General features: G+C 69.1%; 19 protein-coding genes. 9 read left to right on the forward strand and 10 right to left on the reverse strand.

Translation table 11 applies throughout. The annotated features are described in order from the left end of the window. Both Q4I23_RS14855 and Q4I23_RS14860 read right to left on the reverse strand, forming a co-directional pair. A partial coding sequence (locus tag Q4I23_RS14855) for an adenylate/guanylate cyclase domain-containing protein (RefSeq protein ID WP_498526710.1) occupies positions 1–1956 on the reverse strand: 1956 nt, incomplete at its 3' end. Positions 1957–2047: 91 nt separating this feature from the next. Then, positions 2048–3514 carry a M48 family metalloprotease gene (locus Q4I23_RS14860; RefSeq protein ID WP_498526711.1) on the reverse strand — a complete coding sequence of 489 codons (1467 nt, stop codon included), beginning with the start codon at positions 3512–3514 and terminating at the stop codon, positions 2048–2050. 84 nt (positions 3515–3598) lie between these two features. On the opposite strand from Q4I23_RS14860, the gene Q4I23_RS14865 reads away from it, so the two are divergent. The 7 genes from Q4I23_RS14865 to Q4I23_RS14895 all read left to right on the forward strand — a co-directional run bounded on the left by Q4I23_RS14865 (position 3599) and on the right by Q4I23_RS14895 (position 10941). Continuing rightward, the gene (locus Q4I23_RS14865; RefSeq protein WP_454020158.1) at positions 3599–4438 is read left to right on the forward strand and encodes a thermonuclease family protein; all 840 of its coding nucleotides are present in this window, start codon (positions 3599–3601) and stop codon (positions 4436–4438) included. 130 nt (positions 4439–4568) lie between these two features. Then, positions 4569–5519 (forward strand): prolyl aminopeptidase, encoded by a 951-nt coding sequence (gene pip, locus Q4I23_RS14870; protein WP_498526712.1) that lies wholly within the window; start codon positions 4569–4571, stop codon positions 5517–5519. Positions 5520–5696: 177 nt separating this feature from the next. After that, positions 5697–5897 carry a 50S ribosomal protein L35 gene (rpmI, locus tag Q4I23_RS14875; protein WP_014238730.1) on the forward strand — a complete coding sequence of 67 codons (201 nt, stop codon included), beginning with the start codon at positions 5697–5699 and terminating at the stop codon, positions 5895–5897. A gap of 21 nt (positions 5898–5918) precedes the next feature. Next, the gene (rplT, locus tag Q4I23_RS14880; protein WP_014238729.1) at positions 5919–6290 is read left to right on the forward strand and encodes a 50S ribosomal protein L20; all 372 of its coding nucleotides are present in this window, start codon (positions 5919–5921) and stop codon (positions 6288–6290) included. Between the two features lie 122 nt (positions 6291–6412). Then, entirely contained in the window at positions 6413–7495 is a 1083-nt protein-coding gene (pheS, locus tag Q4I23_RS14885) for a phenylalanine--tRNA ligase subunit alpha (protein WP_137115274.1), read from the forward strand. A gap of 13 nt (positions 7496–7508) precedes the next feature. Further along, positions 7509–9905: a phenylalanine--tRNA ligase subunit beta gene (pheT, locus tag Q4I23_RS14890; protein WP_498526713.1), complete on the forward strand. Its 2397-nt coding sequence runs from the start codon at positions 7509–7511 to the stop codon at positions 9903–9905. A gap of 526 nt (positions 9906–10431) precedes the next feature. Beyond that, complete coding sequence (locus Q4I23_RS14895) at positions 10432–10941, forward strand: response regulator (RefSeq protein WP_237904699.1); 510 nt, start codon at positions 10432–10434, stop codon at positions 10939–10941. Between the two features lie 27 nt (positions 10942–10968). On the opposite strand, the gene Q4I23_RS14900 is transcribed toward Q4I23_RS14895, so the two are convergent. The 3 genes from Q4I23_RS14900 to Q4I23_RS14910 form a co-directional block, all read right to left on the reverse strand. After that, positions 10969–12555 (reverse strand): DUF3369 domain-containing protein, encoded by a 1587-nt coding sequence (locus Q4I23_RS14900; RefSeq protein WP_498526714.1) that lies wholly within the window; start codon positions 12553–12555, stop codon positions 10969–10971. 157 nt (positions 12556–12712) lie between these two features. Further along, a complete protein-coding gene (locus Q4I23_RS14905) occupies positions 12713–13672 on the reverse strand; it encodes an SH3 domain-containing protein (RefSeq protein ID WP_454020156.1) in 960 nt (319 codons plus the stop codon). Positions 13673–13789: 117 nt separating this feature from the next. Beyond that, on the reverse strand, positions 13790–14674 hold the full coding sequence (locus Q4I23_RS14910) for a LysR substrate-binding domain-containing protein (RefSeq protein ID WP_454020155.1): 885 nt from the start codon (positions 14672–14674) through the stop codon (positions 13790–13792). 145 nt (positions 14675–14819) lie between these two features. Between Q4I23_RS14910 and Q4I23_RS14915 the strand changes: the two genes are divergently transcribed. Beyond that, positions 14820–14990 carry a hypothetical protein gene (locus tag Q4I23_RS14915; protein ID WP_454020154.1) on the forward strand — a complete coding sequence of 57 codons (171 nt, stop codon included), beginning with the start codon at positions 14820–14822 and terminating at the stop codon, positions 14988–14990. A 7-nt stretch (positions 14991–14997) separates the two neighbouring features. On the opposite strand, the gene Q4I23_RS14920 is transcribed toward Q4I23_RS14915, so the two are convergent. The 4 genes from Q4I23_RS14920 to glgC form a co-directional block, all read right to left on the reverse strand. After that, on the reverse strand, positions 14998–15753 hold the full coding sequence (locus Q4I23_RS14920; RefSeq protein ID WP_498526715.1) for an outer membrane lipoprotein: 756 nt from the start codon (positions 15751–15753) through the stop codon (positions 14998–15000). Positions 15754–15902: 149 nt separating this feature from the next. Next, a complete protein-coding gene (gene lepA / locus Q4I23_RS14925) occupies positions 15903–17705 on the reverse strand; it encodes a translation elongation factor 4 (protein ID WP_014238719.1) in 1803 nt (600 codons plus the stop codon). A gap of 142 nt (positions 17706–17847) precedes the next feature. Continuing rightward, entirely contained in the window at positions 17848–19326 is a 1479-nt protein-coding gene (gene glgA, locus Q4I23_RS14930) for a glycogen synthase GlgA (RefSeq protein WP_498526718.1), read from the reverse strand. A 79-nt stretch (positions 19327–19405) separates the two neighbouring features. After that, positions 19406–20677 (reverse strand): glucose-1-phosphate adenylyltransferase, encoded by a 1272-nt coding sequence (glgC, locus tag Q4I23_RS14935; protein WP_498526716.1) that lies wholly within the window; start codon positions 20675–20677, stop codon positions 19406–19408. A gap of 548 nt (positions 20678–21225) precedes the next feature. On the opposite strand from glgC, the gene Q4I23_RS14940 reads away from it, so the two are divergent. Then, complete coding sequence (locus Q4I23_RS14940; protein WP_454020151.1) at positions 21226–22542, forward strand: ammonium transporter; 1317 nt, start codon at positions 21226–21228, stop codon at positions 22540–22542. 91 nt (positions 22543–22633) lie between these two features. On the opposite strand, the gene Q4I23_RS14945 is transcribed toward Q4I23_RS14940, so the two are convergent. Beyond that, complete coding sequence (locus Q4I23_RS14945) at positions 22634–23872, reverse strand: class I SAM-dependent methyltransferase (RefSeq protein WP_498526717.1); 1239 nt, start codon at positions 23870–23872, stop codon at positions 22634–22636. Positions 23873–23970 lie beyond the last annotated feature (98 nt).

The raw sequence follows: 23970 nt of genomic DNA on the forward strand, positions 1-23970 counted from the left end.
GCGTATAATCGTCGGCAGCGTCAGATGTGTATAAGAGACAGAGGTTACCCGCCACACTTCCGTCGTGCCTGTGCGGCCACGAAGCGTGCGGTCGCCGACGCAGTCCAGCGGGGCCGCGCCGTCGCCTTGGAAGGCGGTGGCGGCGCTCGACAGGACGATGACCTCCTCGTCCCCCTGAAGGGCGGAGGCCAGCTCCTCGATGCGGGCGGCGACGTTCACGGTGTCGCCGACGATCGTGTAGTTGATGCGGCTCGCCGACCCGATGTTGCCGACCACCACCGGCCCGGAATGCAGGCCGATGCGAACGCGGATCGCCGGCAACCCCTCCGCCGCGCGGCGGCGGTTGCCTTCGCGCACGGCGCGGGTGATGGCGTGGGCGGCGCGCAGCGCGCGGGCGGCATGGTCCGGCTGTTCCTCCGGCGCGCCCCAGAAGGCCATGATGGCGTCGCCGATGAACTTGTCCACGGTGCCGCCCTCCGCCTCGATGCAGTTGGCGAGCAGAGTAAAATGCTCGTTGAGCAGGGCGGCGGTGTCGGCGGCGCCCATATGCTCGGCCATGCGGGAGAAGCCGCGGATGTCGGTGAACATCACCGTCACCTCCCGCTCCTCCGACTGGAAGCTGGTCAGGCCGCCGCGGCGGTGCATCAGCCGCAGCACCAGGGCCTTCGGCACATAGGTCTCGAACCAGCGCAGACCGGCGACCATGGCGTTGAAGGCGCTGTTGGCGCGGGCCAGTTCGCGAAGGCGCGAATCGGGAAGCTCGTCGATCGCGCGGAAGTCGAAGGTCCGGACATGGTCGGCCGCCTCGGCCAGATGGGCCACCTGGGTGCTGATGCGCCGCCCGACGATCAGCGCCACCGCCACCGAGATCAGCAGGATGCCCAGCCCGGCGAGGCCGGTGGTGTAGAGGCGGCGCACCTCGGCGCTGGCCTCGTTGGCGCGGAAGCTGATGCCGATGGTCCAGTCCTGCTGGCCGTAGCCGGCCATGCTGCGCATCAGGAACAGGTAATCCTCGTCCAGCACATTGACGAGCCGGCCCTCCACCCGCTTCTTCAGGGCGTCCACCGGTTGGCCGGTCTGCCACAGCGCCGCCAGCGCCGGGTCGGCCACCTGATCGATTCGCGGCAAAGGCGGACCGTCGGTCTTGGTGGAGAAGTCGAACTTCATGCCGGCCAGCGACGGGTGGGCCAGAACGTGCTGCCGGTCGAACAGGACGAAGGCGTTCAGCCCCTGCTCCACATAGAGCGTGGACAGGAAGCGCGACAGGTCGCCCAGCGACACCCCGACGACCACCTGCCCCAGATAGGTGCCGTTGCGCCGCACGGGCTGGAACAGGGTGACGAAGCTGGTTCCCGCCTCCTTCGACCACAGCGGGTCGGCCCAGACGGCGGTGGTGCGGTCGGCGCCGTTGCGCAGCTCCGGTCCCAGCTCCGGCTCGTGGCGCAGGTCCTCCCGCCCGATGTGGAGCTGGTTGCCCAGCCGGTCGGCGCGCAGGCCGGTGCGGTCGGGGTGGAAGAAGGCGATGCCCGTCACGTCCGGCGCCCCGGCCAGCGCGCCGCGCAACGTGTCCTGGAGAGAGCGGGAATCGGCGGGGTCCAGCTCCCCCCGCTCCATCAGTCCGGCCACGAAACGGGCCATGTCCCGCGCGGGGTTGAGCTGGTTGCGGATGCGCACCTCCACCCCCGACAAAGCGAGGTCGGCGCGGTCGTTCAGCAGCGCGAAGGTGTTCCGGCTGGCGCTGACGAGGCCGAGCACGAGCACGCTCGCCACCGCCAGCAGCATCAGCGACCCGAAGCCGGCCACCAGCACCGCCGCGATGGGCAGGCGCAGGCGTGGGCGTCCCAGCGCGGGCGGGCGCGTCCGGCGCGGACCACCCTTCTTGCGCACGGCCTCCTTCGGTCCGGAGACGCGCAAGCCGGTTCGCAGAAAACGCCGTTTGGTGGGGTGGTCAGCCATGGCGCGGAGCCTACAGGACGCACGCGTCCATCGGCAATCGGCCATCGCGCCGCGTCCTGTAACGGTCACCCCGCCGTCAACCGGGGGTTCGTCAGCCGGTGATGATCTTCACCGGATGTCCGGGCTGGATGGGAGTGCCCGGCGGAAGATCGTTGATGATCCGGAACAACTCTTCCGCGTAGGGCTCCCGCGGCATCTGGCGGACGAAGCTCTCCACGCTGTCGCCGGGGCGGGCGGTCTCCACGCGGATACGCCGGGGCTGGTAGGACGCGGCCTCCTGCTGGGTCAGCCGGCGGAAGCTGACGGCGGTCTGGCGGAAATCGGCGTCGAAGCGCGACAGCGCGCCGCCGGGGGCCAGGAAGGTGAAGCGGTACAGCGTGCCGGAGTCGGCGCGGATGGCCACCAGCCGCACGTCCACCGCCCCGGCGTCGGTCTTGCCCTGGGTCAGCGCGGTCGCGGCCGGCATGCCGTTGACGGCGAAGGATTGCAGGTCGCGCAACGGCGCTCCCTGCGCCCAGCTGCCGGTCAGATAGGCGGCGGGGTCGCGCACGCCCGGCGCCTTGCCGCCGTCGAAGACGATGGCCCCGCCGTTCGGCCCCTTGGCGATCACCTGCTGCGCCCCGTTGAGGAGGCTGTAGCCCTGCGGCACGTCGAAGGCGATGCCCAGCTGCGGGTGGGCGAAGGTCCGGCCGCGGACGAAGCCGTTCTCAGGGCTGTCGCCGTAGATCACCCCGTTCATCGCCGCCATGTAGGGATCGACGGGACGCGCCCCGCGGGGAAGTTCGCGGGCGATGGCCGCCGCCTCGTCGACGCGCGACGCGGTCTGCGGGTGGGTGGCGAAGAAGTCGAAGCCGCCTTCTCCCGCACCCTTGCCGGAGCGCAGGCCGGAATATTGGGTGTCGCGGCGCATGGTCTCCAGGAAGGTCGCCATGGCGAAGGGGTCGTAGCCGGCGCGGTGCAGATACTCGATGCCCAGCCGGTCGGCCTCCGACTCCTGGCCGCGGGAGTAGCGGGCGAGCAGGGCGGTGCCGCCGATGTTGGCGATCTGCGCCAGCTCCGGGCTGCCCAGCACGAGGCCGATGCCGGCGGCGAGCAGCCCGGCGATGGTCTGGTTGGTCTGCCGCTCCTGGCCATGGTGGGCGATGACGTGGCCGATCTCGTGCCCCAGCACGCTCGCCACCTCCGCCTCGTCCTTGGCAAGCGCCAGCAGGCCACGGGTGATGTAGACGTAGCCGCCGGGCAGGGCGAAGGCGTTGACCACGTCACTGTCCAGCACGGTGAAGGTCCAGGGGCCGGAGCGGTCGGTCTGGGCGGCCAGCCGGTTGCCGATGCCGGTGATGTAGGCCTGCAGCCGCTGGTCGGGGTAGGCCCCGCCATACTGGGCGAGGATCTTGGGATGCTCCTGCGCACCGATGGACTCCTCGCTGCCGCCGAGGAGCTGGGCTCTGGCCGGGGCACAGGCCGAGGTGAGCAGCAGGACGGCCAGCCCCACGGCGGCGATCCGGCGCAGCGGGGACAGGGAAGACGGCTTGCGTTCGGTCGTCGGTTCGGGCGTCATGGGTCGTCATATCGGAAGGGGGCTCGCAGAGATCAAACTCCCCGTCCGGCCCGCCTGTTCCACGGCTCCATCCCTTGGCCCGCCATGCCGCGCCGCATTCTCTCGCTGATGCTGTCCGCCCTGCTGCTGATGGCGAACACCGCCGGGCCGGCGGAGCTGCACGTCGTCGCGGTGATCGACGGCGCCACGCTGCTGCTGGAGGACGGTCGCAGCCTGCGTCTGGCCGGCATCGAGCCCGCCGCACCGCCCATGGGAGCCGAGCCGGGCGCCCCCTGGCCGTTGGCCGAAGCGGCGCGGCAGGCGCTGGCGGAGCTGGCCGTCGGGCAGCGCCTGAGCGTGCGGGGGGAGGCGCGGACCGACCGGCACGGGCGCCTGCTGGCACAGGTGGTGCGCGGCGACGGTCTGTGGCTCCAGGGCGAGCTGCTGGCGCGCGGCCTCGCCCGCGTGCACACCCGGCCTGACGCCCGCGCCCTGGCCCGCGAGATGCTGGCGGCGGAGGCCGGCGCGCGGGCGGCCGAGCGCGGCATCTGGCGGACCCGCGCCTACGCCGTGCGGCCCGCCGACCCGGACGCGCTGCGCCGGGACCGCGACAGCTTCCAGATCGTCGAGGGGCGGGTGCTGCGGGTGAGCAAGGCGGGCGGCGACGCCTATCTGGATTTCGGCGAGGACTGGCGGACCGACGTCACGGTGCACATCGGGCGGGCCGCGCTGCGCGAGTTCGTGGCCGCCGGCATCGACCCGCTGTCCTACGAGGGGCGGGTTGTCCGGGTGCGCGGCTGGGTGGGCCTGCGCGCCGGTCCGCTGATCGAGGCGACCCATCCCGAGCAGATCGAGCGGCTGGACGGAGCCGGCCCGCCCGTCCGCACCGCAGGGCATGACACGGCCCCGTCGCCGGATGCGGTTGATGAGGAGGATGAGGAGTGAGCCGGTGGCGGAGGCCGGACCGGCGCCCTACACTCGCTTGAGGATCGGCATCGGGAATGATTGGGCCGGATTCCTTGGATCGGCTACTCTGTGCGCCGGACGACCCGGCCCGGACTGACAGGACCTCTTCATGCCCCGCAGCGAGCTTTTCCCGCCCATCGACCCCTACCAGACCGGCTTTCTGCCCGTGGACGAGATCCACACGCTCTATTGGGAGCAGTCGGGAAACCCGCGCGGCGTGCCGGTGCTGTTCCTGCACGGGGGGCCGGGGGCGGGCGCCTCGCCGACGCACCGGCGTTTCTTCGATCCCGGCCATTACCGCATCGTCGTGATGGACCAGCGCGGGGCGGGCCGCTCCACCCCGCTGGGCGAGGTGCGCCACAACACGACCGAGCTGCTGGTGGAGGACGCCGAACGGCTGCGCCGTCATCTGGGGATCGAGCGCTGGCTGCTGTTCGGCGGAAGCTGGGGATCGACGCTGGCGCTGGCCTACGGGCAGACCCATCCGGAACGCTGCCTGGGGCTGATCCTGCGCGGCATCTTCCTGATGCGGAAGACGGAGATCGACTGGTTCCTCTACTCCATGCGCACAATCTTCCCGGAGGCCTGGGCCACCTTCGCCGGCCACATCCCGCCGGAGGAGCGCGGCGACCTGCTGGAGGCCTACTGGCGGCGGCTCAACGCGCCGGATGCGGCGACCCGCATGGCGGCGGCGCGGGTGTGGAGCCTGTATGAGGGGTCCTGCTCCTCGCTGCTGCCCTCGCCGGAGCTGATCGCGACGAGCGCGGAGGACACCCACGCTCTGGGGCTCGCCCGCATCGAGGCGCATTACTTCCGCTCCAACCGCTTCACCCCGGAGGACAGGCTGCTGCGCGACGTGCACCGCATCCGGCACCTGCCGGGGGCGATCGTCCAGGGCCGCTACGACATCGTCTGCCCCATCACCAGCGCCGACGACCTGCGCCGCGCCTGGCCGGAGGCCGATTACCGCGTGGTGCCCGACGCCGGCCATTCCGCCATGGAACCGGGCATCCGCGCCGCCCTGGTCCAGGCGACGGAGCGGTTCAAGGAGTACCGGTAGGGAATACCGGCAGGGGAGGGCGCGCCGGCCCCTCTCATACCTCTCCCGCATTCGCTCCCTCTTGCGTTGCGGCGTGGCCGCGCGTATAACCCTGCGCTCCAACGGGCGGCGAGGCCGGGTCCGAGACCCAGGGCATGCCCAACCGTCAGTCGGGAACATCCAACGCAAGGATTGAAAATGCCCAAGCTGAAGACGAAGAGCGGCGCCAAGAAGCGCTTCAAGGTGACCGCGTCCGGTAAGGTGCGCGCCCAGGCGGCCTTCAAGCGCCACTGCCTGGAGCAGAAGAGCCCGAATATGAAGCGCAATGCGCGCGGCATGATGACCCTGGCCGAGCCGGACCAGAAGATCGTGCTGAAGAACTGGCTGCGCAACGCTTGATATCGTAAGGGAATCTGAACCATGGCTCGTGTTAAGCGCGGCGTCACCACGCACGCCCGTCACCGCAAGATCCTGAAGCTCGCCAAGGGCTACCGGGGTCGCAATTCCAAGAACTTCCGCATCGCGATCGAGAAGGTCGAAAAGGCCCTTCAATACGCGTATCGCGACCGCCGCAACAAGAAGCGCGATTTCCGCGGCCTGTGGATCCAGCGCATCAACGCCGGTGTCCGCCAGTACGGCCTGACCTACTCGCGCTTCATCAACGGCATCAAGCTGGCCGGCATCGAGATCGACCGCAAGGTCCTGTCGGATCTGGCCGCCCGTGAGCCGGAGGCCTTCAAGGCCATCGTCGATCAGGCCCAGGCCGCTCTCGCCTCCAAGGCCGCCGCCTAAAGGGTTCGCCGCGCAAGCGGGAACCCCGGTCCGGCGCCGGACACGAAAGAAGGGAGCCGTGCCTCTGGGCCGGCTCCCTTTTTCTTTACGCTCGCACTTCCTTATGGCTCGCGGGAAATGACATGCTCGATGCGCTGAAAGACGAACTCCTGTCGCAGGTCAACGCCGCTGGCGACCTCGCGGCCCTCGAAGAGGTGCGGGTCACCGCGCTCGGCAAGAAGGGGCGCATCACCGGCTTCATGAAGGAGCTGGGCGGGCTGTCGCCCGACGAACGGCGCGAGCGCGGCCAGCAGCTCAACGCGCTGAAGGACGAGATCGCCGCCGCCATCGACGGCCGCAAGGCCGACCTCGCCCGCGCCCATCTGGAGGCCCGCCTCCAGGCCGAACGCATCGACGTCACCCTGCCGGTCCGTCCGCAGACCGAGGGGCGCATCCACCCGATCAGCCAGACCATCGACGAGATGGTGGCGATCTTCGCCGAGATGGGCTTCAGCGTCGCCGAGGGGCCGGACGTCGAGGACGACTTCCACAACTTCACCGCCCTGAACTTCCCGCCGGGCCACCCCGCCCGCGACATGCACGACACCTTCTATCTGCCGGATGCCCCCTCTGAAAACGGGGCCGACAAGAAGATGCTGCTGCGCACCCACACCAGCCCGGTGCAGGTCCGCACCATGCTGAACAAGAAGCCGCCGATCCGCATCATCGCGCCGGGCCGCACCTACCGGTCCGACTACGACATGACCCACACCCCGATGTTCCACCAGATCGAGGGGCTGGTCATCGACGAGGCGACGCACATGGGTCACCTCAAGGGCTGCCTGATCGAGTTCTGCCGCGCTTTCTTCGATGTGGACGACCTGCCGCTGCGCTTCCGTCCCAGCTTCTTCCCCTTCACCGAGCCGTCGGCGGAGGTGGACATCGGCTGCTCCCGCAAGGGCGGCGAGCTGAAGCTCGGCAACTACGGCGACTGGCTGGAGATCCTGGGCTGCGGCATGGTGCACCCCAACGTGCTGGAAGCCTGCGGCATCGACAGCACCAAGTACCAGGGCTTCGCCTTCGGCATGGGGATCGAGCGCGTGGCGATGCTGAAATACGGCATCCCCGACCTGCGCACTTTCTTCGAAGCCGACCTCCGCTGGCTGAAGCATTACGGCTTCGTGCCGCTCGACGTTCCCAGCATGGCCCAGGGCCTGACGCGCTAAAGGAGCCGGACCCATGAAGTTCACGCTGTCCTGGCTGAAGGACCATCTGGAGACCGACGCCACGCTCGACCAGATCGTGGAGAAGCTGACCGCCCTCGGCCTGGAGGTCGAAGGGGTGGAGGACCGCTCCAAGGAGCTGAAGCCCTTCCGCGTCGCCCACGTCGTCTCCGCCGAGAAGCACCCGGACGCCGACAAGCTGCGCGTCCTGGTCGTCGACACCGGCACCGAGAAGCTGCAGGTCGTCTGCGGCGCGCCCAACGCGCGGGCCGGGCTGAAGGGCGTCTTCGCGCCGGAGGGGGCCTACATCCCCGGCTCCGACATCACGCTGAAGAAGGGCGTCATCCGCGGCGTCGAGTCGAACGGCATGATGTGCTCCGAGCGCGAGCTGATGCTGTCGGAAGAACACAACGGCATCATCGAGCTGCCGGACGACGCGCCGGTCGGCGTCGCCTACGCCGACTATGCCGGCCTGGGCGACCCGGTCATCGACATCAGCCTGACGCCGGACCGCGCCGACTGCGCCGGGGTGCGCGGCATCGCCCGCGACCTCGCCGCCGCCGGTCTGGGCCGGCTGAAGCCGCTGGCGGCGGAGCCGGTCAAGGGCGCCTTCGCCAGCCCGTTCGGCGTGACCATCGAGGCGCCGGACGCCTGCCCGATGTATGTCGGCCGCTATTTCCGCGGCGTGAAGAACGGCCCGTCGCCGAAGTGGCTGCACGACAAGCTGGTCGCCATCGGCCTGCGCCCGATCTCCGCGCTGGTCGACATCACCAACTTCATCACCTTCGACCTGTCGCGCCCGCTGCACGCCTTCGACGCCGACAAGGTCAAGGGCGGGATCGTCGTCCGCCTGGCCCGTGAAGGCGAGACGCTGGCGGCGCTGAACGGCAAGGAATACCCGCTCGACCCGAGCATGACGGTCATCGCCGATCATGAGCGGGCCGAGGCGCTGGGCGGCATCATCGGCGGCGAGGCGTCGGGCTGCACCGAGACGACGGTCAACGTCTTCCTGGAGGCGGCGATCTTCGACACCGTGCGCACGGCGCAGACGGGGCGCAAGCTGGGCATCGAGTCGGACGCCCGCTACCGGCTGGAGCGCGGCGTCGATCCGGCGGCGGTGGTGTCGGGGATGGAACGGGCCACCCGCCTGATCCTGGAGATCTGCGGCGGCGAGGCCTCCGACCTCGTGATCGCCGGCGAGGAGCCGCAGTGGCGCCGCACCCTGACGCTGCGTCCGGGCCGGGTCGCCGCGCTGGGCGGTGTCGAGGTGCCGCGCGACGAGCAGACCCGCATCCTGATCGACCTTGGCTGCGAGATCGTCGGCGAGGATGTGGACGGCACCCTGCGCGTCGTCCCCCCCTCCTGGCGCGCCGACATCCACGGCGAGGCCGATCTGGTGGAGGAGGTGCTGCGCATCCACGGCTTCGACGCCATCCCGGCGACGCCGCTGCCGCGCGACAGCGTGCTGACCCGTCCGGCCCTGACCACCAAACAGCGCCGCGTCGGGCTGACCAAGCGCACGCTGGCCGTCCGCGGCCTGTCCGAAGCCGTCACCTGGTCCTTCATGGCCGGTCCGGTGGCCGAGCTGTTCGGCGGCGTCGGCGAGGGGCTGACGCTGGTCAACCCGATCAGCGCCGACCTCGACGTGATGCGCCCGTCGATCCTCGGCAACCTGATCCAGGCCGCCGGGCGCAACGCCGACCGCGGCTACGCCGACGTCGGCCTGTTCGAGGTCGGCCCGGCCTTCCGCAAGCCGTCGCCGGACGGGCAGGACATCGTGGCCGCCGGCATCCGCGCCGGCAACGCGGTGCCGCGCCACTGGGCGGAGAAGGCCCGCGGCGTCGATGCCTTTGATGCCAAGGCCGACGCGATGGCCGTGCTGGAGGCCGCCGGCGCGCCGGTGACCAACCTGCAGGTCACCACCGACGCGCCGGGCTGGTACCATCCGGGCCGCTCGGGCGTGCTGCGCCTCGGCCCGACGGTGATGGCCCGCTTCGGCGAGATCCACCCGGCCGTGCTGGGCACGCTGGGCGTCAAGGGTCCGGTGGTCGGCTTCGAGGTGTTCCTGGACGCCATTCCGCTGCCCAAAAAGAAGGGCGGCACGGCGCGTCCGCTGGTCCAGCTCTCGCCCTTCCAGCCGCTGGAGCGCGACTTCGCCTTCGTCGTCGGCAAGGACGTGGAGGCCGACAAGCTGATCCGCGCCGCCAAGGGTGCCGACAAGGCGCTGGTCAAGGACGTGACCGTCTTCGACGTCTACCAGGGCACCAACCTGGAGGAGGGCAAGAAATCCGTCGCGCTCTCTGTCACGCTCCAGCCGACCGAGCGCACCCTGACCGAGTCGGAGATCGAGGCCGTCGGCCAGAAGATCGTCGCCGCGGTCGCCAAGGCCACGGGCGGCAGCCTGCGCAGCTGACATCGACGTTCCTGACACGGGCGCATCCAAAGGCTGCGGATCCCGGAAAGGGTTCAATTTCGTAAGACAAAGTTTGGGCCCCCGCCGCAAGGCGGGGGCTCATTGTTTTTCCATGTCCGGATGGAACGGCTCCCAATCCGGACAGTTCAAAGGATTGTTCCGGAAGCGACACGTCTGGATTCGCGGAACATGCCGCGGTCCGTTGTTTGAAGCACGTTTCGGTGCGGCATCCGGACGTGCCTCATATGCGCTTTTTCAGAGTTGAATGGAATTGGTCCATCAGATAAAGCGAATGAACGTAAATTTTCAAATCATGCGTTCGTATTGTCTCGATGCTGCGCATCGCTGCCTATAAATTTCAGGAATGGAATGTTTTCTTTCCACGATACATGGCGGGTGTTTCAGAAAATTCGTCTGGCTGATATTTCTATTTTTTTAATATTTTTCATTCTTTTTTGAAGCGGCCATGTGGAAAACGGCGCGGGGTGCCCTGGCTCCGCCGCCCTCAGAGCTGGTGAAGAATCCGATGCTGAGCTTAACGAACGACCACGCCAGAACCGCCTCCGTCCTCGCCATGACCGGGGATGCCGGCAATGGTTCGGTGGACGGCGGCGGTGCCTTCCGCCGTGAAGACGGAGATGGAGGAGCGCCGGCCGAAGCCAGCCGGCTGGTCATCGTCGTGGACGACGACCGGTCGATCGTGGAAGGGTTGGCGCTGCTTCTCGAAGCCTGGGGGTACGACGTGCTGACCGCCCTGTCGCTGAACGAACTGGCGCAGCGGCTGCCCCAGGCGCCCGGCCGTCCGGGACTGGTCCTGGCGGATCACTTCCTGCCGGCGGGGGGCACGGGCGCCCAGGCGGTGGAGATGGTGCGCGCCCATGTCGGCGCCCCGGTGCCCGCCCTGATCCTGACCGGCGACACGATGCCGGAGCGTCAGGCCGAAGCCGCCGCCCTGGGCTGCCGGCTGCTGCACAAGCCGGTGCAGATCGGTCCGCTGAAGGACATGGTGGACACGCTGATGAGCGGCGCCGGCTGATCCCGCCGCCTCTTTCTCCGAAGGGTGTCACCCCCGGCGCAGGCTGCCGGACACCGCCAGGAAGGCGTCGACCACCACCGGATCGAACCGGCTGCCGGACAGGCGCCGGATCTCGGCCACCGCCACGTCATGGTCCAGCGCCTTGCGGTAGGGCCGGTCGCGGGTCATGGCGTCGAAGCTGTCGGCCACCGCGACGATGCGGGCGCTCAGCGGGATGGCGTTGCCCTGCAGGTGGTCGGGATAGCCGGTGCCGTCCCAATTCTCATGATGCGACCGGGCGATCTCCGCCCCCAGATGCAGATGCGTCCGTCCCTCGGACCGCTGACTCGCGCGGTCCAGCAAATCCCAGCCCGTGGTCGTGTGGGCCTGCATGACGGCCCGCTCCTCCGGGGTCAGCGGCCCGGTCTTGCCGAGGATGGCGGGGTCCAGTGTGGCGTTGCCGACGTCGTGGAGGATGGCGGCCAGACCGACCGACTCCAGGAACACCGTGTCGAGAACGGAGGGATGGCGCCCCTCTTCGGCCAGCCGGCGGGCGATGCGGTCGGTCACCATGGCGATGCGCGGGCCGGTTTCGGCCTCCGCGCTGGGATGACCGGCGCGCTCCGCCAGATCGGCCATGGCGATAACCGTATGCTCCTGGCTGCGCCGCAGCTGTTCGTACAGGTGCAGGTTGTCGAAACCGACCGAGATCTTGCGGCAGAACACCTCGATCAGGTTGCGGTCGAGGTCCGACAGGGGCCGGTCGGAACTCAGATAGACCACGTTCTCGCGGTCGTTCGGCGTGCGGATGTAAAGCGTGCAATGATCGGCGGCGTAGCGGTTGCTGCGCGACTCCAGGCAGCGCTTCACCTCCGCCAGAACGGCGGGCTCGACATGGTTGGCCGCCGGCTCGTCGATCAGCGTCTCGAACCGGCCGGACCCGGCCAGGACGTACAGGCCGTCCGCCGCGCCGCTGATGACCGGACCGCGCTGCACGCACAGGATGGCGTCCGGCCCGACGCCGAGGATGCCGGACAGCTGCGTCAGCACGCCGGCGGCGAACAGCTTCATCGAGCGCGCCTGGAACAGCGACGATGACGCCTCGATGATCTTCTCCAGCCCGCGCCGGTTCATCTCGATCGCCATGATGTCCTCGTAGGAGCGCAGGGCGGCGACCGTGGTGGTGAACAGCTGCTGGGCGGTGAGCTGCGTCTTGGCCTTGTAGTCGTTGATGTCGTAGTCGAGGATCACCGCGCGCTCCGGCGCCTGGCCGGGCTGGCCGGTGCGCAGGATGATGCGGACGTGGCGGTTCTTCAGCTCCTCCCGGATGTGGTGGACGAGCTGCAGCCCGGCGTCGTCGGTCTCCATCACCACGTCCAGCAGAATGATGGCGATGTCCTCCTCCCGCTCCAGGATCGTCCGTGCCTCTGCGGCGGAATAGGCGGAGATGAACTGGGCGGAGCGACCCTTGTAGGCGAAATCGGCCAGGACGAGCTTGGTGATGGAGTGCACCTCCGGCTCGTCGTCCACGATCATCATCTTCCACCGGCTTCCGGTGGCCGGCGACCCGGTTTCGCCGTTTCCGTCGCCGTCCTGGTCGTCCAGAAAGAGGAACTCGTCGTCGGAGTCGGTCATGGGCAAAGCCTGGGGCGGAGCGGGCAGGGGGTAAGAAAGATTAACACGGCACGGCGGTGCCCGCCTACCGCCACGATCGATGCATTTTTGACGAAAAAGCTCAATAATTTGCATTGAGCGCGGGGACTGTTCCGCTTGGTGGAAAGCGGCGCGAGGATCAGAAGGTCTCCAGCTCGATCACCCAGCAGTCCATGGAGCGCTGCGCCAGCGCGCCGCAGACATTGTCCACCTGGGTCCGGGTGAAGGGGCCGACGCCCATCTGGTAGGTGGTGCGGGCGCCGCGGAAGACCGGCCAGACCATCGGCGGCAGGTCGCGGTAGGCCGTTCCTGGGCCGTAGGTGAATTCCTGCCACGCCCGCAGCCCCTCGGCGTGGCTGACATACTCGCCGAGCCGCGCAGCGAACAGCGCCCCCGGCTCGATCGGCGGCATGCCGGGCAGCGGGTAGGGGGCGACCACCCCGATCAGACTTTCCGCCGTGGCAACCGCCCGCGTCCGGCCGGGCATGCCCAGCGTCACCCGCCCGTTCGCGGAGTCGATCAGGCTGACCACGTCGCCCTTGCGCAGGGTGAAGCTGCGCCGCTTCTTGTTGTCGAGGATCTCCGTCGCCTTGATGGCGTCCGCCGCGACCACATAGCCCTGGGCCGGCACCTGGGCGGCGATCTCCCACGCGCTGCGCGGCACCACGGCGGCGCTGCGGTGGATGACCGGCGGCTTGCCGGTCGAGGGGGGCGATCCGCCGGCGTTGGCCCCGCCGGCGGTGGCGCCCATGGCGGCGGTGATCGAGCGCGACACCATCAGCGCCGGGTCCAGCGAGTCGGAGGGCACATAGCCGATGGGCTGGCCGCCGATGGCGACCTCTGTCCAACTGGTGCCGCGCGGTGTGCCCAGCGCGTTCAGCGCCTTGCCGCGCGGCAGGGTCTGGATGATCCGGGCGTCGGCGTTGGGGCCGATGCGCACCTCGATGTCGCGGTTCAGGACCACCTCGCCGGTCAACGGAGCGCCGATGGCGACGGGGCTTTGCGCCAGGGCGGCGTCCGGGGCGAACCACATCGTCGCCGCGGCCAGGATCAGCCGCAGCGCCAGGGCGCGGAAGGCGGTGGTGGAACGCGTGCGCACGGCGGTTTGCCCCCATGGAGGAGGGGCCATTCTGCATCGGTCCGGCCCGCCGGGGCAACCCGGCGCGCGTCCGGGGTAGCGGATGTCACGAAGCGGGACCAAGCGTTAGGCCGGCCGTCAGGCCAGGCGCCCCTCGCCCACCAGATCGTGGATGGCCTCGGCCAACAGGCGGACCGGCTTGGCGGCCATGCCGGGGGCGCGGTGCAGCGCGATGTCGATGTCCGGCAGGTCGGGGAAGCCGTCCGCCGCGGTCAGCCGGCGCAGGCTGGGCGGGATGGTGCATTCCTCCATGGCGGTGACGCCCAGCCCGCCCAGCACGGCGCCGTGCACCGCCACCACGCTCTTGCTGATGAAGGCGACGCGCCAGCCGCGCCCGATGCCCTCCAGCGCCGCGACGGCGAGGTCGCGCACCACGCAGCCCTTGGGGAACAGGGCCAGCGGCAGCGGGTCCTCCCGCTCGATGGGGATGGAATCGACGACGATGGAGCGTGGCGGGGCGACCCAGGCCACCGGCTCCCGCCGCACCAGTTCGCCGCTGCGGCTGTCCGGGTGGCGGGTGACCAAGGCGAGGTCGTAGCGGCCCTTGTCGATCTCCGCCACCAGATCGGGGCTGTTGTCGCAGATCACCTCCACCGGCACGTCGGGGTAGGCGGCGGCGAAGCGGGCGAGCACGCCGGGCAGCAGCATGGTGGCGTAATCGTCCGGCGTGCCGATGCGCACGCTGGCTACCGTGGCGGGCCGGCGCATCAGGGCCAGCGCCTCGTCGTTCAGGGTCAGCATCCGCCGGGCGTAGGTCAGCAGAAGCTCGCCGTCCTGGGTGAGGTGGACGCTCTTGGTGTCGCGCTGGAAGACGCGGGTGCCCACGACCTCCTCCAGCCGGCGGACCTGCTGGCTGACGGCGGCCTGGGTGCGGCCCAGCGTGTCGCCGGCACGGGTGAAGCTGCGCGCGTCGGCGACGGCGACGAAAGCGCGCAGAAGGTCGGTGTCAAGGTTGGCCGGCATGGTCACGCATTCAAGCAGAGGGGGCGCGCGGGTTCAACGCGCGAAAGGACCATCACGATCTGTGATGATCCTCATAAAGCCTATTCGTTTCCAAGATTTTCCACGCGGGCGCAGGGTGCCCTCCAAATCTTGGGAGAACGGAGCGATGGGCGTGTTCGACGCGATGACGACGGTGGTGCTGGAGGCCGGACGGCTGGACCGCGAGGAGGAGCGCCGCCCGATGACGGTGACGGTGGCAGCGCCGTCGCCGTGGCGCTTCCGGCTGCCGCGGATGCCGGCTCTGCCGGTGCTGCTGCTGACGATCCTGGTGGTGTGAGCGCGAATCAGGTGGCGGGCGTGCCGTCGGCGGGCTTGTCCGCCGGGGCCTCGGCGGCCGGCGCCGGCTCGGGAGTGGGCGTCGCAGCCGGCGTCACAGGAGGCAGGGTGAGGCGGATGGGCGCCGGCCCGCCGCTGTCGGGAGTCGAGGCCGCCGGAGCCTCGGCAGGTGCCTCCGCGGCGGGCGGGGCGGGAAGCTCCTTTGCCTCGATCGCCTCGGCGGGCTTGGCGTCCTTTTGGGCGTCGTCCTTGGCCGCTTCCTTCGCCACGTCCTTTAGGACGGGAGCCGGCTCCGGGTCCGTCGAATAGTCGGCGACGATGCGGGCCTGACTGCCGGCGATGACGAGAACCTTCTGCCCGATCTCGATGGGCTTCTCTTCCCGCTGGGTGACCGACAGAAGCTCGCCGTCCGGCTTGCGGACGATGTATTCCCAGCCCGTGGTGTCGCCGGTCACATGCTCGATCGAGGTGCCGATCAGCCCGCCGATGGCCGTGCCGCCGACCGCGCCCAGCGCCGCGTTGATGCCAAAGGTGCCGGACTGGGAGCCCAGCACGCCGCCCGCGGCCCCGCCGGTGACGGCGCCGACGGTGCCGCTGGTGCTGATCTTGACCTGACGGAACCCGATGACGACCGCCCGCTCCACCTTGTTCGCCTGCTGGGTGGCGGTGGCGGCGTAGGTGTTGGGCGAGTAGTTCGGGGTGCAGCCTGCAAGGATGCCGACGACCAGGGCGGCGGGCAGGCCGAACATGACAGTGCGCGTCACGGGACATCATCCGTTTGGAAGCCTGACCGGGTGATAGGCGATTCCGCGTGGCGAGTCATTCGACTTTTTGTGGGCTCCGGGATGCGTGGACAAAAAGAAAGCGGGCCTTTTCGGACCCGCCTTCCGTCATGCCGTCGCGAGGCCGGCGCTTATTCGTCGCCCATCTTGAGGGCGGCGATGAAGGCGCTCTGCGGGATTTCAACCTGGCCGAACTGCCGCATGCGCTTCTTGCCTTCCTTCTGCTTGTCCAGCAGCTTGCGCTTGCGGCTGATGTCGCCGCCGTAGCACTTGGCCGTCACGTCCTTGCGCAGCGCGCCGATGCTCTCGCGGGCGATGATCTTGCCGCCGATGGCCGCCTGCACGGCGATCTTGAAAAGCTGGCGCGGGATCAGCTCCTTCAGCCGCTCGCAGAGCTGGCGGCCGCGGCGCTCCGACTGGGAGCGGTGGACGATCATCGACAGGGCGTCCACCGGCTCGGCGTTCACCAGGATCGACATCTTCACGAGGTCGCCTTCCTCGTAGCTGTCCATCTGGTAGTCGAAGCTGGCGTAGCCGCGGCTGATCGACTTCAGACGGTCGTAGAAGTCGAAGACCACCTCGTTCAGCGGCAGGCGGTAGACCAGCATGGCGCGGGCGCCGGCGTAGGTCAGCTCGATCTGCTGGCCGCGCCGCTCGGTGCAGAGCTGGAGGATGCCGCCCAGATACTCGTCGGGCAGCATGATGGTGGCCTTGATCCACGGCTCGTCGATGCGGTCGATCTTCATCACGTCCGGCATGTCCGCCGGGTTGTGCAGATCCATCACCGTGCCGTCGGTCATGTACAGCTTGTAGACCACCGACGGCGCCGTGGTGATCAGGTCGAGGTTGAACTCGCGCTCCAGCCGCTCCTGGATGATCTCCAGATGCAGCAGGCCGAGGAAGCCGCAGCGGAAGCCGAAGCCCAGCGCCGCCGACGTCTCGGCCTCGTAATGGAAGCTGGAGTCGTTCAGCTTCAGCTTGCCCAGGCTGTCGCGCAGCCGCTCGAAGTCGGCGGCGTCGACCGGGAACAGGCCGCACCACACCACGGGGATGGAGGGCTTGAAGCCGGCCAGCGGCTCCGCCGCCGGGCGGCGGTCCTCGGTGATGGTGTCGCCGACCTTGGTCAGCGTGATGTCCTTGATGGCGGCGGTGATGAAGCCCATCTCGCCCGGCCCCAGCTCGCCGGTCAGCAGCGCCTTCGGGGTGAAGACGCCGACGCGGTCCACCTCGTGCGCGCTGCCGGCGGCCATGAAGCGGACCTTCTGGTTCACCTTCAGCCGCCCGTCGACCACGCGCACCAGGATGACCACGCCGAGATACGGGTCGTACCAGGAATCGACCAGCAGGGCCTTCAACTCGCCGTCGGCGTTGCCCTTGGGCGCGGGCAGGCGCTGCACCACGGCTTCCAGCACGGCGTCGATGTTCAGGCCGGTCTTGGCCGAGATCTCCACGGCGTCGGTGGCGTCCAGGCCGATCACGTCCTCGATCTGCTGCTTGACGCGGTCGGGCTCCGCCGCGGGCAGGTCGATCTTGTTCAGGACCGGGATGATCTCGTGGTTGTTGTCGATCGCCTGATAGACGTTGGCGAGCGTCTGCGCCTCCACACCCTGCGAGGCGTCCACCACCAGGATCGAGCCCTCGCAGGCAGCGAGGCTGCGGCTGACCTCGTAGGCGAAGTCGACGTGGCCCGGCGTGTCCATCAGGTTCAGCGTGTATTGCTGCCCGTCCTTGGCCTTGTAGAGCAGGCGGACGGTCTGCGCCTTGATGGTGATGCCGCGCTCGCGCTCGATGTCCATGCTGTCGAGCACCTGTTCGCGCATCTCGCGCGAATCGAGGCCGCCGCACTGCTGGATCAGACGGTCGGCAAGGGTCGACTTGCCGTGGTCGATGTGTGCGATGATCGAGAAATTGCGGATGTGCGAAAGGTCAGTCATCGGTGCCCGGAGCCCTGGTTTGGGGCGGAACATAGGGCGGACGGACGATGCGCGCAATGGCGGCGTGGACAGGCCCTATGGAATGGCCCTGTCCCCGTTCCACTCCTTTCGCGGGAAACGCGGGGATCGGCCCCGCGCTCTCCTACGCCACCAGAACCGGCGCCACCGCTCGGTACAGCTCCATGTACTCCTCCGCCGGGCCGTGCCAGCCGAAGTCGCGGGTCATCGCGTGCTGCTGCATGGCGTGCCAGCGCTCCGGCTTGCGGTAGAGGGCGGCGGCGCGGCGCAGCGCCCAGGTCAGCTCCTGGACGGTGGCGTTGACGAACTGGAAGCCGGTGGCGCTGCCGTCGTTCACCGCCGCCGGGTTGGCGTCCACGATGGTGTCGGCGAGGCCCCCGGTGCGGCGGACCAGCGGCAGGGTGCCGTACTTCAGCGCGTACATCTGGGTCAGGCCGCAGGGCTCCGACCGCGAGGGCACCAGGAACAGGTCGGCGCCGGCCTGGATGCGGTGGGACAGCGCCTCGTCGTAGCCGATGCGCACGCCGACCGACTTCGGGAACCAGGTGGCGAGGTGGCGGAAGCCGGCCTCCAGCGCCGGCTCGCCGCTGCCGAGAACAGCGAGCTGGCCGCCCCAGGCGATCCATTGCGACGCCGCCTCCAGCACCAGATCCAGCCCCTTGTGGCCGGTCAGGCGGCTGACCACCGCGGCCAGCGGGGCGTCCGCCCGGCGGTCCAGGCCGAAGGTCGCCTGGAGGTCGGCCTTGCACAGGTCCTTGCCGCCGAGGTCCGCGGCGCCGTAGCGGGCGGCGATGTGCGGGTCGATGGCGGGGTCCCAGATGTCATAGTCCACGCCGTTGAGGATGCCGGTCAGCGCCTCGGCCCGCGTGGCGAGCAGCCCTTCCAGGCCGGCGCCGTGCTCCGCCGTCTGGATCTCGTGGGCGTAGGTCGGGCTGACCGTGGTCAGGCGGTCGGAGTAGAAGCAGCCGGCCTTGAGGAAGCCGACCCCGCCGTAATACTCCACCCCGTCGATCCGGAAGGCGGCGGACGGCAGGCCGAGGTCGCTCATCATCCAGGCACCGAACAGGCCCTGATAGGCGATGTTGTGGATCGTCGTCACCGTGCCCGGCCGGAACGGCCCGGTGAAGCGGTCGGGGCGCAGCTCCAGATAGGCCGGGATCAGGCCGGTCTGCCAGTCGTGCCCGTGCAGCACGTCGGGACGCCACCAGGGATCGAGGCCGTCCTCCGTCGCGAAGCCCGCCGCGCACCAGGACAGGGCCGCGAAGCGTTCCGCGTTGTCCGGCCAGTCCTTGCCGTCCGGTCCCAGATAGGGGTTGCCGGGCCGGTCGTAGAGCGCCGGCGCGTCCAGCACATAGGCCAGCACCCCGTCGGGCATCCGTCCGATCCGCAGCGTCGCCGGGGCGCCGCCGGGCAGATCGGTGAGCGGCTTGCCGACCGGCTGCAGGTCGGCGAGCCCGTTCAGCACCGCCGGATAGCCGGGCAGCAGCAGGCGGACCTCGGCTCCGGCGCGGTTCAGGGCGGGGGGCAGGGCGGCGGAAACGTCGGCCAGCCCGCCGGTCTTCACCAGGGGGTAGCATTCCGGCGTGACGAACAGGACGCGCATGGAGGCGGGGTCTTTCGGTTTCTTCTTGGTCTTGCTCACCGCCCCCTCGCCCCAGCGGGGCGAAGGGGGATGGGAAGGGTCAGTCCTTGGGCAGGCGGTCGATCATGTCCTGGGTGATCAGGCAGACGCCGCCCTCGCTGCGGTGGAAGCGCTTGGCGTCCAGCTCCGGGTCCTCGCCGACGACCAGCCCCTCGGGGATCACCACGCCGCGGTCGATCACCACCTTGGTCAGGCGGCAATGACGACCGATGTCGACGTCCGGCAGCACCACCGCCTGATGCAGCTCGCTGAAGGAGTTGACGCGCACCTCGCTGAACAGCAGCGAGTTCTTCACCAGCGAGCCGGAAACGATGCAGCCGCCCGACACCAGGCTGTCCACGGCCATGCCGCGCCGGTTCTCGTCGTCGAAGACGAACTTCGCCGGGGGAAGCTGCTCCTGGTAGGTGAAGATCGGCCACTCGCGGTCGTACATGTTGAGCTGCGGCGTGACGTGGCAGAGGTCGAGGTTGGCCTCCCAATAGGCGTCGATGGTGCCGACGTCGCGCCAGTAGGGCTCCGACTCATGGCCGTTCAGGATGGCCGACTCGGCGAAGTCGTGGGCCATCACCCGCGCCCCGCTCGTCACCAGATACGGGATGATGTCCTTGCCGAAGTCGCGGGACGAGCCGGGTTCGTTGAAGTCGCGCTCCAGCTGGTCGTAGAGGAACTGCGCGTTGAAGACGTAGATGCCCATGCTGGCCAGCGACTTGTCCGGGTTGCCCGGCATCGGCGGCGGGTCGGTGGGCTTCTCGACGAAGTCGATGACGCGCTGCGTCTCGTCCACATGCATGACGCCGAAGCCGGTCGCCTGGGCGCGCGGCACCTGGATGCAGGGGATCGTCACATCGGCCTTCTTGGCGATGTGGTCGAGCAGCAGCGCGCCGTAATCCATCTTGTAGATGTGGTCGCCGGCCAGGATCAGGATGTATTCCGGCTCGTGGTCGCGCAGGATGTCCAGGTTCTGGTAAACCGCGTCGGCGGTGCCCTGGTACCAGGCGGTCTCGCTGATGCGCTGCTGCGCCGGCAGCAGGTCGCAGAACTCGTTCATCTCGCCGCGGAAGAAGTTCCAGCCGCGCTGCAGGTGGCGCAGCAGGCTGTGCGACTTGTACTGCGTCAGCACGCCGATGCGGCGGAAACCCGAATTGATGCAGTTCGACAGGGCGAAGTCGATGATCCGGAACTTGCCCCCGAAATAGGTGGCCGGCTTGGCGCGACGGTCGGTCAGCTGCTTCAGCCGGCTGCCCCGGCCGCCGGCCAGGACAAGTGCCACGGCGCGGCGCGGCGCCAGCCGCAGATCCCGTTTGTCGAGCATGTGTCTCCCCTTTCGGTTCTCTTTTTTGCTGTCGGCCATCCGGAAGCGTCCGGCGGACCCGTATGGGCGGAGGCCGCTTGTCCCCGGCCCCGTCCGGCTCCGCCGGTTGAGAGGGTGACCGTGCCACATTTCACGGGGGCGGGCCAATAGGCCGAGGGGAACAGGCCGGAAATAGAGGGGGCTGCCCAACGGTTGTGCGGAAATCAGGCGCATCACTGTGCACAATAAACAGGCAAGCGCGTGGGAAACGGGCGCGCGGCGCCTCAACAGGGGGCAGGCAACCTGCAATCCATGGGCGAATCAAGCTGCGGTGCAAGGCTTTGGGTGGTCCGATTTTCTGCTCAATTTCTGGGCAAGGCAGTCCGGCGACTCGGGTCCTATGCTGCTTTGCGGTCATCCGAAAGGCCGCAACCACCGCGATTCCTAGCCCTTTTGGGTTGGCACGCTTCTTGAAAAGAAATCGGCGTACACGGTCCCCTCCCGCCGCCCCGTCTGTACCGGGGACGGGGCGAAACGGGCCAGAAGCATTCGAATAAAGAGGAGCCTCGATGAGCCGTCTCTTCACCCTCGCCGCGCCGACGATGGCGGCGATTCTGGGCTTGGCCGGTCTGCCTGCCGCCGCCCTCGCCCAGGAAGCGGCCGCCGCCGCGGCCGAGCCGACCCTGAGCAGCGGCGACACGGCTTGGATGCTGGTCGCCACGGCGCTGGTTCTGTTCATGACCATCCCGGGTCTGGCCCTGTTCTACGGCGGCATGGTCCGCAAGATGAACGTGCTGTCGGTCGTGATGCAGAGCTTCGCGATCTGCTGCCTGGTCAGCATCCTGTGGTTCTTCGCCGGTTACAGCATCGCCTTCACCGAAGGCACCCCGTATTTCGGCGGCCTTTCGAAGTTCATGCTGGCCGGCATCACCAAGGACAGCCTGTCGGGCGTCATTCCGGAGACGATCTTCGTCGTCTTCCAGATGACCTTCGCCATCATCACGCCGGCCCTGATCACCGGCGCCTTCGCCGACCGCATGAAGTTCTCCTCGATGCTGGTCTTCACGGGCCTGTGGTCGCTGATCGTCTACGCGCCGATCACCCACTGGGTCTGGGGTCCGGGCGGTTATCTGATGGGTGACGGCGTGCTCGACTACGCCGGCGGCACCGTCGTGCACATCAACGCGGGCGTGGCCGGTCTGGTCGCCGCCATCGTGCTGGGCAAGCGCAAGGGCTACCCGAACGAGAACTTCGCCCCGCACAACCTGGTGCTCAGCCTGATCGGCGCCTCGATGCTGTGGGTCGGCTGGTTCGGCTTCAACGCGGGTTCCGCCGTGGCCGCTGACGGCCGTGCGGGCATGGCCATGCTGGTCACGCAGATCGCCGCCGCCACCGCCGCCATGTCCTGGCTGCTGGTCGAGTGGGCCACCAAGGGCAAGCCCTCGGTCCTCGGCATCATCTCCGGGGCCATCGCCGGCCTGGTCGCCATCACCCCGGCCTCGGGCTTCGTCGGTCCGACCGGCGCCCTGGTCATCGGTCTGGCCGCCGGCGTGATCTGCTACTGGGGCGCCACCGGCCTCAAGCGCGCCCTCGGCTATGACGACTCGCTGGACGCCTTCGGCGTGCACGGCGTGGGCGGCATCGTCGGCGCCATCCTGACCGGCGTCTTCGCCCAGGAAGCCATCGGCGGCACCGCCGGCGCCCTGGAAGGCAACGTCGGCCAGATCTGGACGCAGGTCTACGGCATCCTGGCCACCATCGCCTACTCGGCGGTCGGCTCCTTCATCATCCTGAAGGTCATCGACGTGGTGATGGGCCTGCGCGTCGACGAGGACGTCGAGCGCGACGGCCTGGACCTCGCCCTGCACGGCGAGACCATCCACTAAGCACCTTTTGCAGCCTGGTTGTTTCCTCCATGAACTTCCGCCGCCGGGGCCTCCCGGCGGCGGATTTTTCATTTTGGAAGCGGTGACGCGCTCAGCGGCGCAGATACATTTTGCCGACGCCGTTCAGCGCCGTGAAAAGCTGCGCGAACTGCGCCAGGAAGGCGTCCCAGGCCAGCGGCCCGGCCTTCTCCGCCACCGCTTGGTGGATGGCGCCCAGGCTGGTCCGCCCGTCCACCCGCGCCAGGATCGGCCCGGCCAGACGGGGCAGGGGCAGGGGGATGACCGCGCCCATCAGCTCCGCCTCCAGCACGCCGCCGGGGGGCAGGCCCTTGGCCACCGCGGCGCCGTCGAGGTCGCGCAGCACCGGCACCACCTCCGGCCCGTCCGGGCGGGCGATGGCGCCCTCGGCATCCTCGGGACGGACGAGATAGGCGATGTGCTTGGTCATGCTGCCGGTGACCTGCTCGGCCCAGGCGGCGCGCTCCAGCCGGGACAGCCCGTCGAGCCGCTTCAGCAGGCGGGGGTCCTTCACCCAGACGGCGGGGTCGTAGCGGTAGGGGTCCACCAGCGCGGCGATGGCCAGACCGCCCGCCGCCGCCAGCTCCGCCAGCTCCGGCACGGTGAAGGGCCGGTCGCAGGAATGCAGCAGCAGGTCGTAGAGGTCGGCGTCGGCCTGTTTGTGGTCGTTGATGAAGGGGTTGCGCAGCAGCCAGTTGGACGTCGGCAGCCGCTCGATCAGCCGGCGGGCCAGCGCCACCCGCTCCTTCGGCGGCAGGTCCGCCGCGATGGTGCGCAGCGCCGCCTGCATGGGATAGACGCCGGTGCGCCCGTACGGTGCGTAGACCATCAGCCCGATCCCGCCGCCCGGCTTCAGCGCTCCCGCCAGCGAGCGGATGCCCGCCGCCGGCTCGTCCAGATGGTGCAGCACGCCGCAGCAGTCGACGTAGTCGAACGGCCCCCCCTCCTCCAACAGCCCGCCGAGGTCGAGCAGCGAGCCGCGACGGAAGTCGATGTTGGTCAGCCCGCGCGCCTTGGCCCGCGCCTCGGCGATGTCGCGCGCGGCGTCGGAGAGGTCGAGATAGGTGACGTGCCCCGGATTGCCGGCGTCAGCCAGCTGCTGGGCGATCATGATCGTCCCGTCGCCGGTCCCGCCGCCGGCCACCAGCACCCTGAGGGGCTTGGCGTGGTCGAGACGCCCGCCGAAGACGTTGTGGTTCACCTCGTCCAGATGGCTGGGCGATCCGGTGATCAGGCGCTTTTTCTCGTCGGCGGGGTTGCGCGCGGGATAGGGGAAGGCTTCGTACTGGGCGCGCAGGGTGTCGATGCTCATGGATCGGGCAACCGGTCAGGTGGACGGGTGCCGGACCATAGCATCAATGGAACGGGCTCTGTCTCTTATACACATCTCCGAGCCCACGAGACTATAAC

This window comes from Azospirillum sp. UFLA03-27, assembly GCF_059803775.1.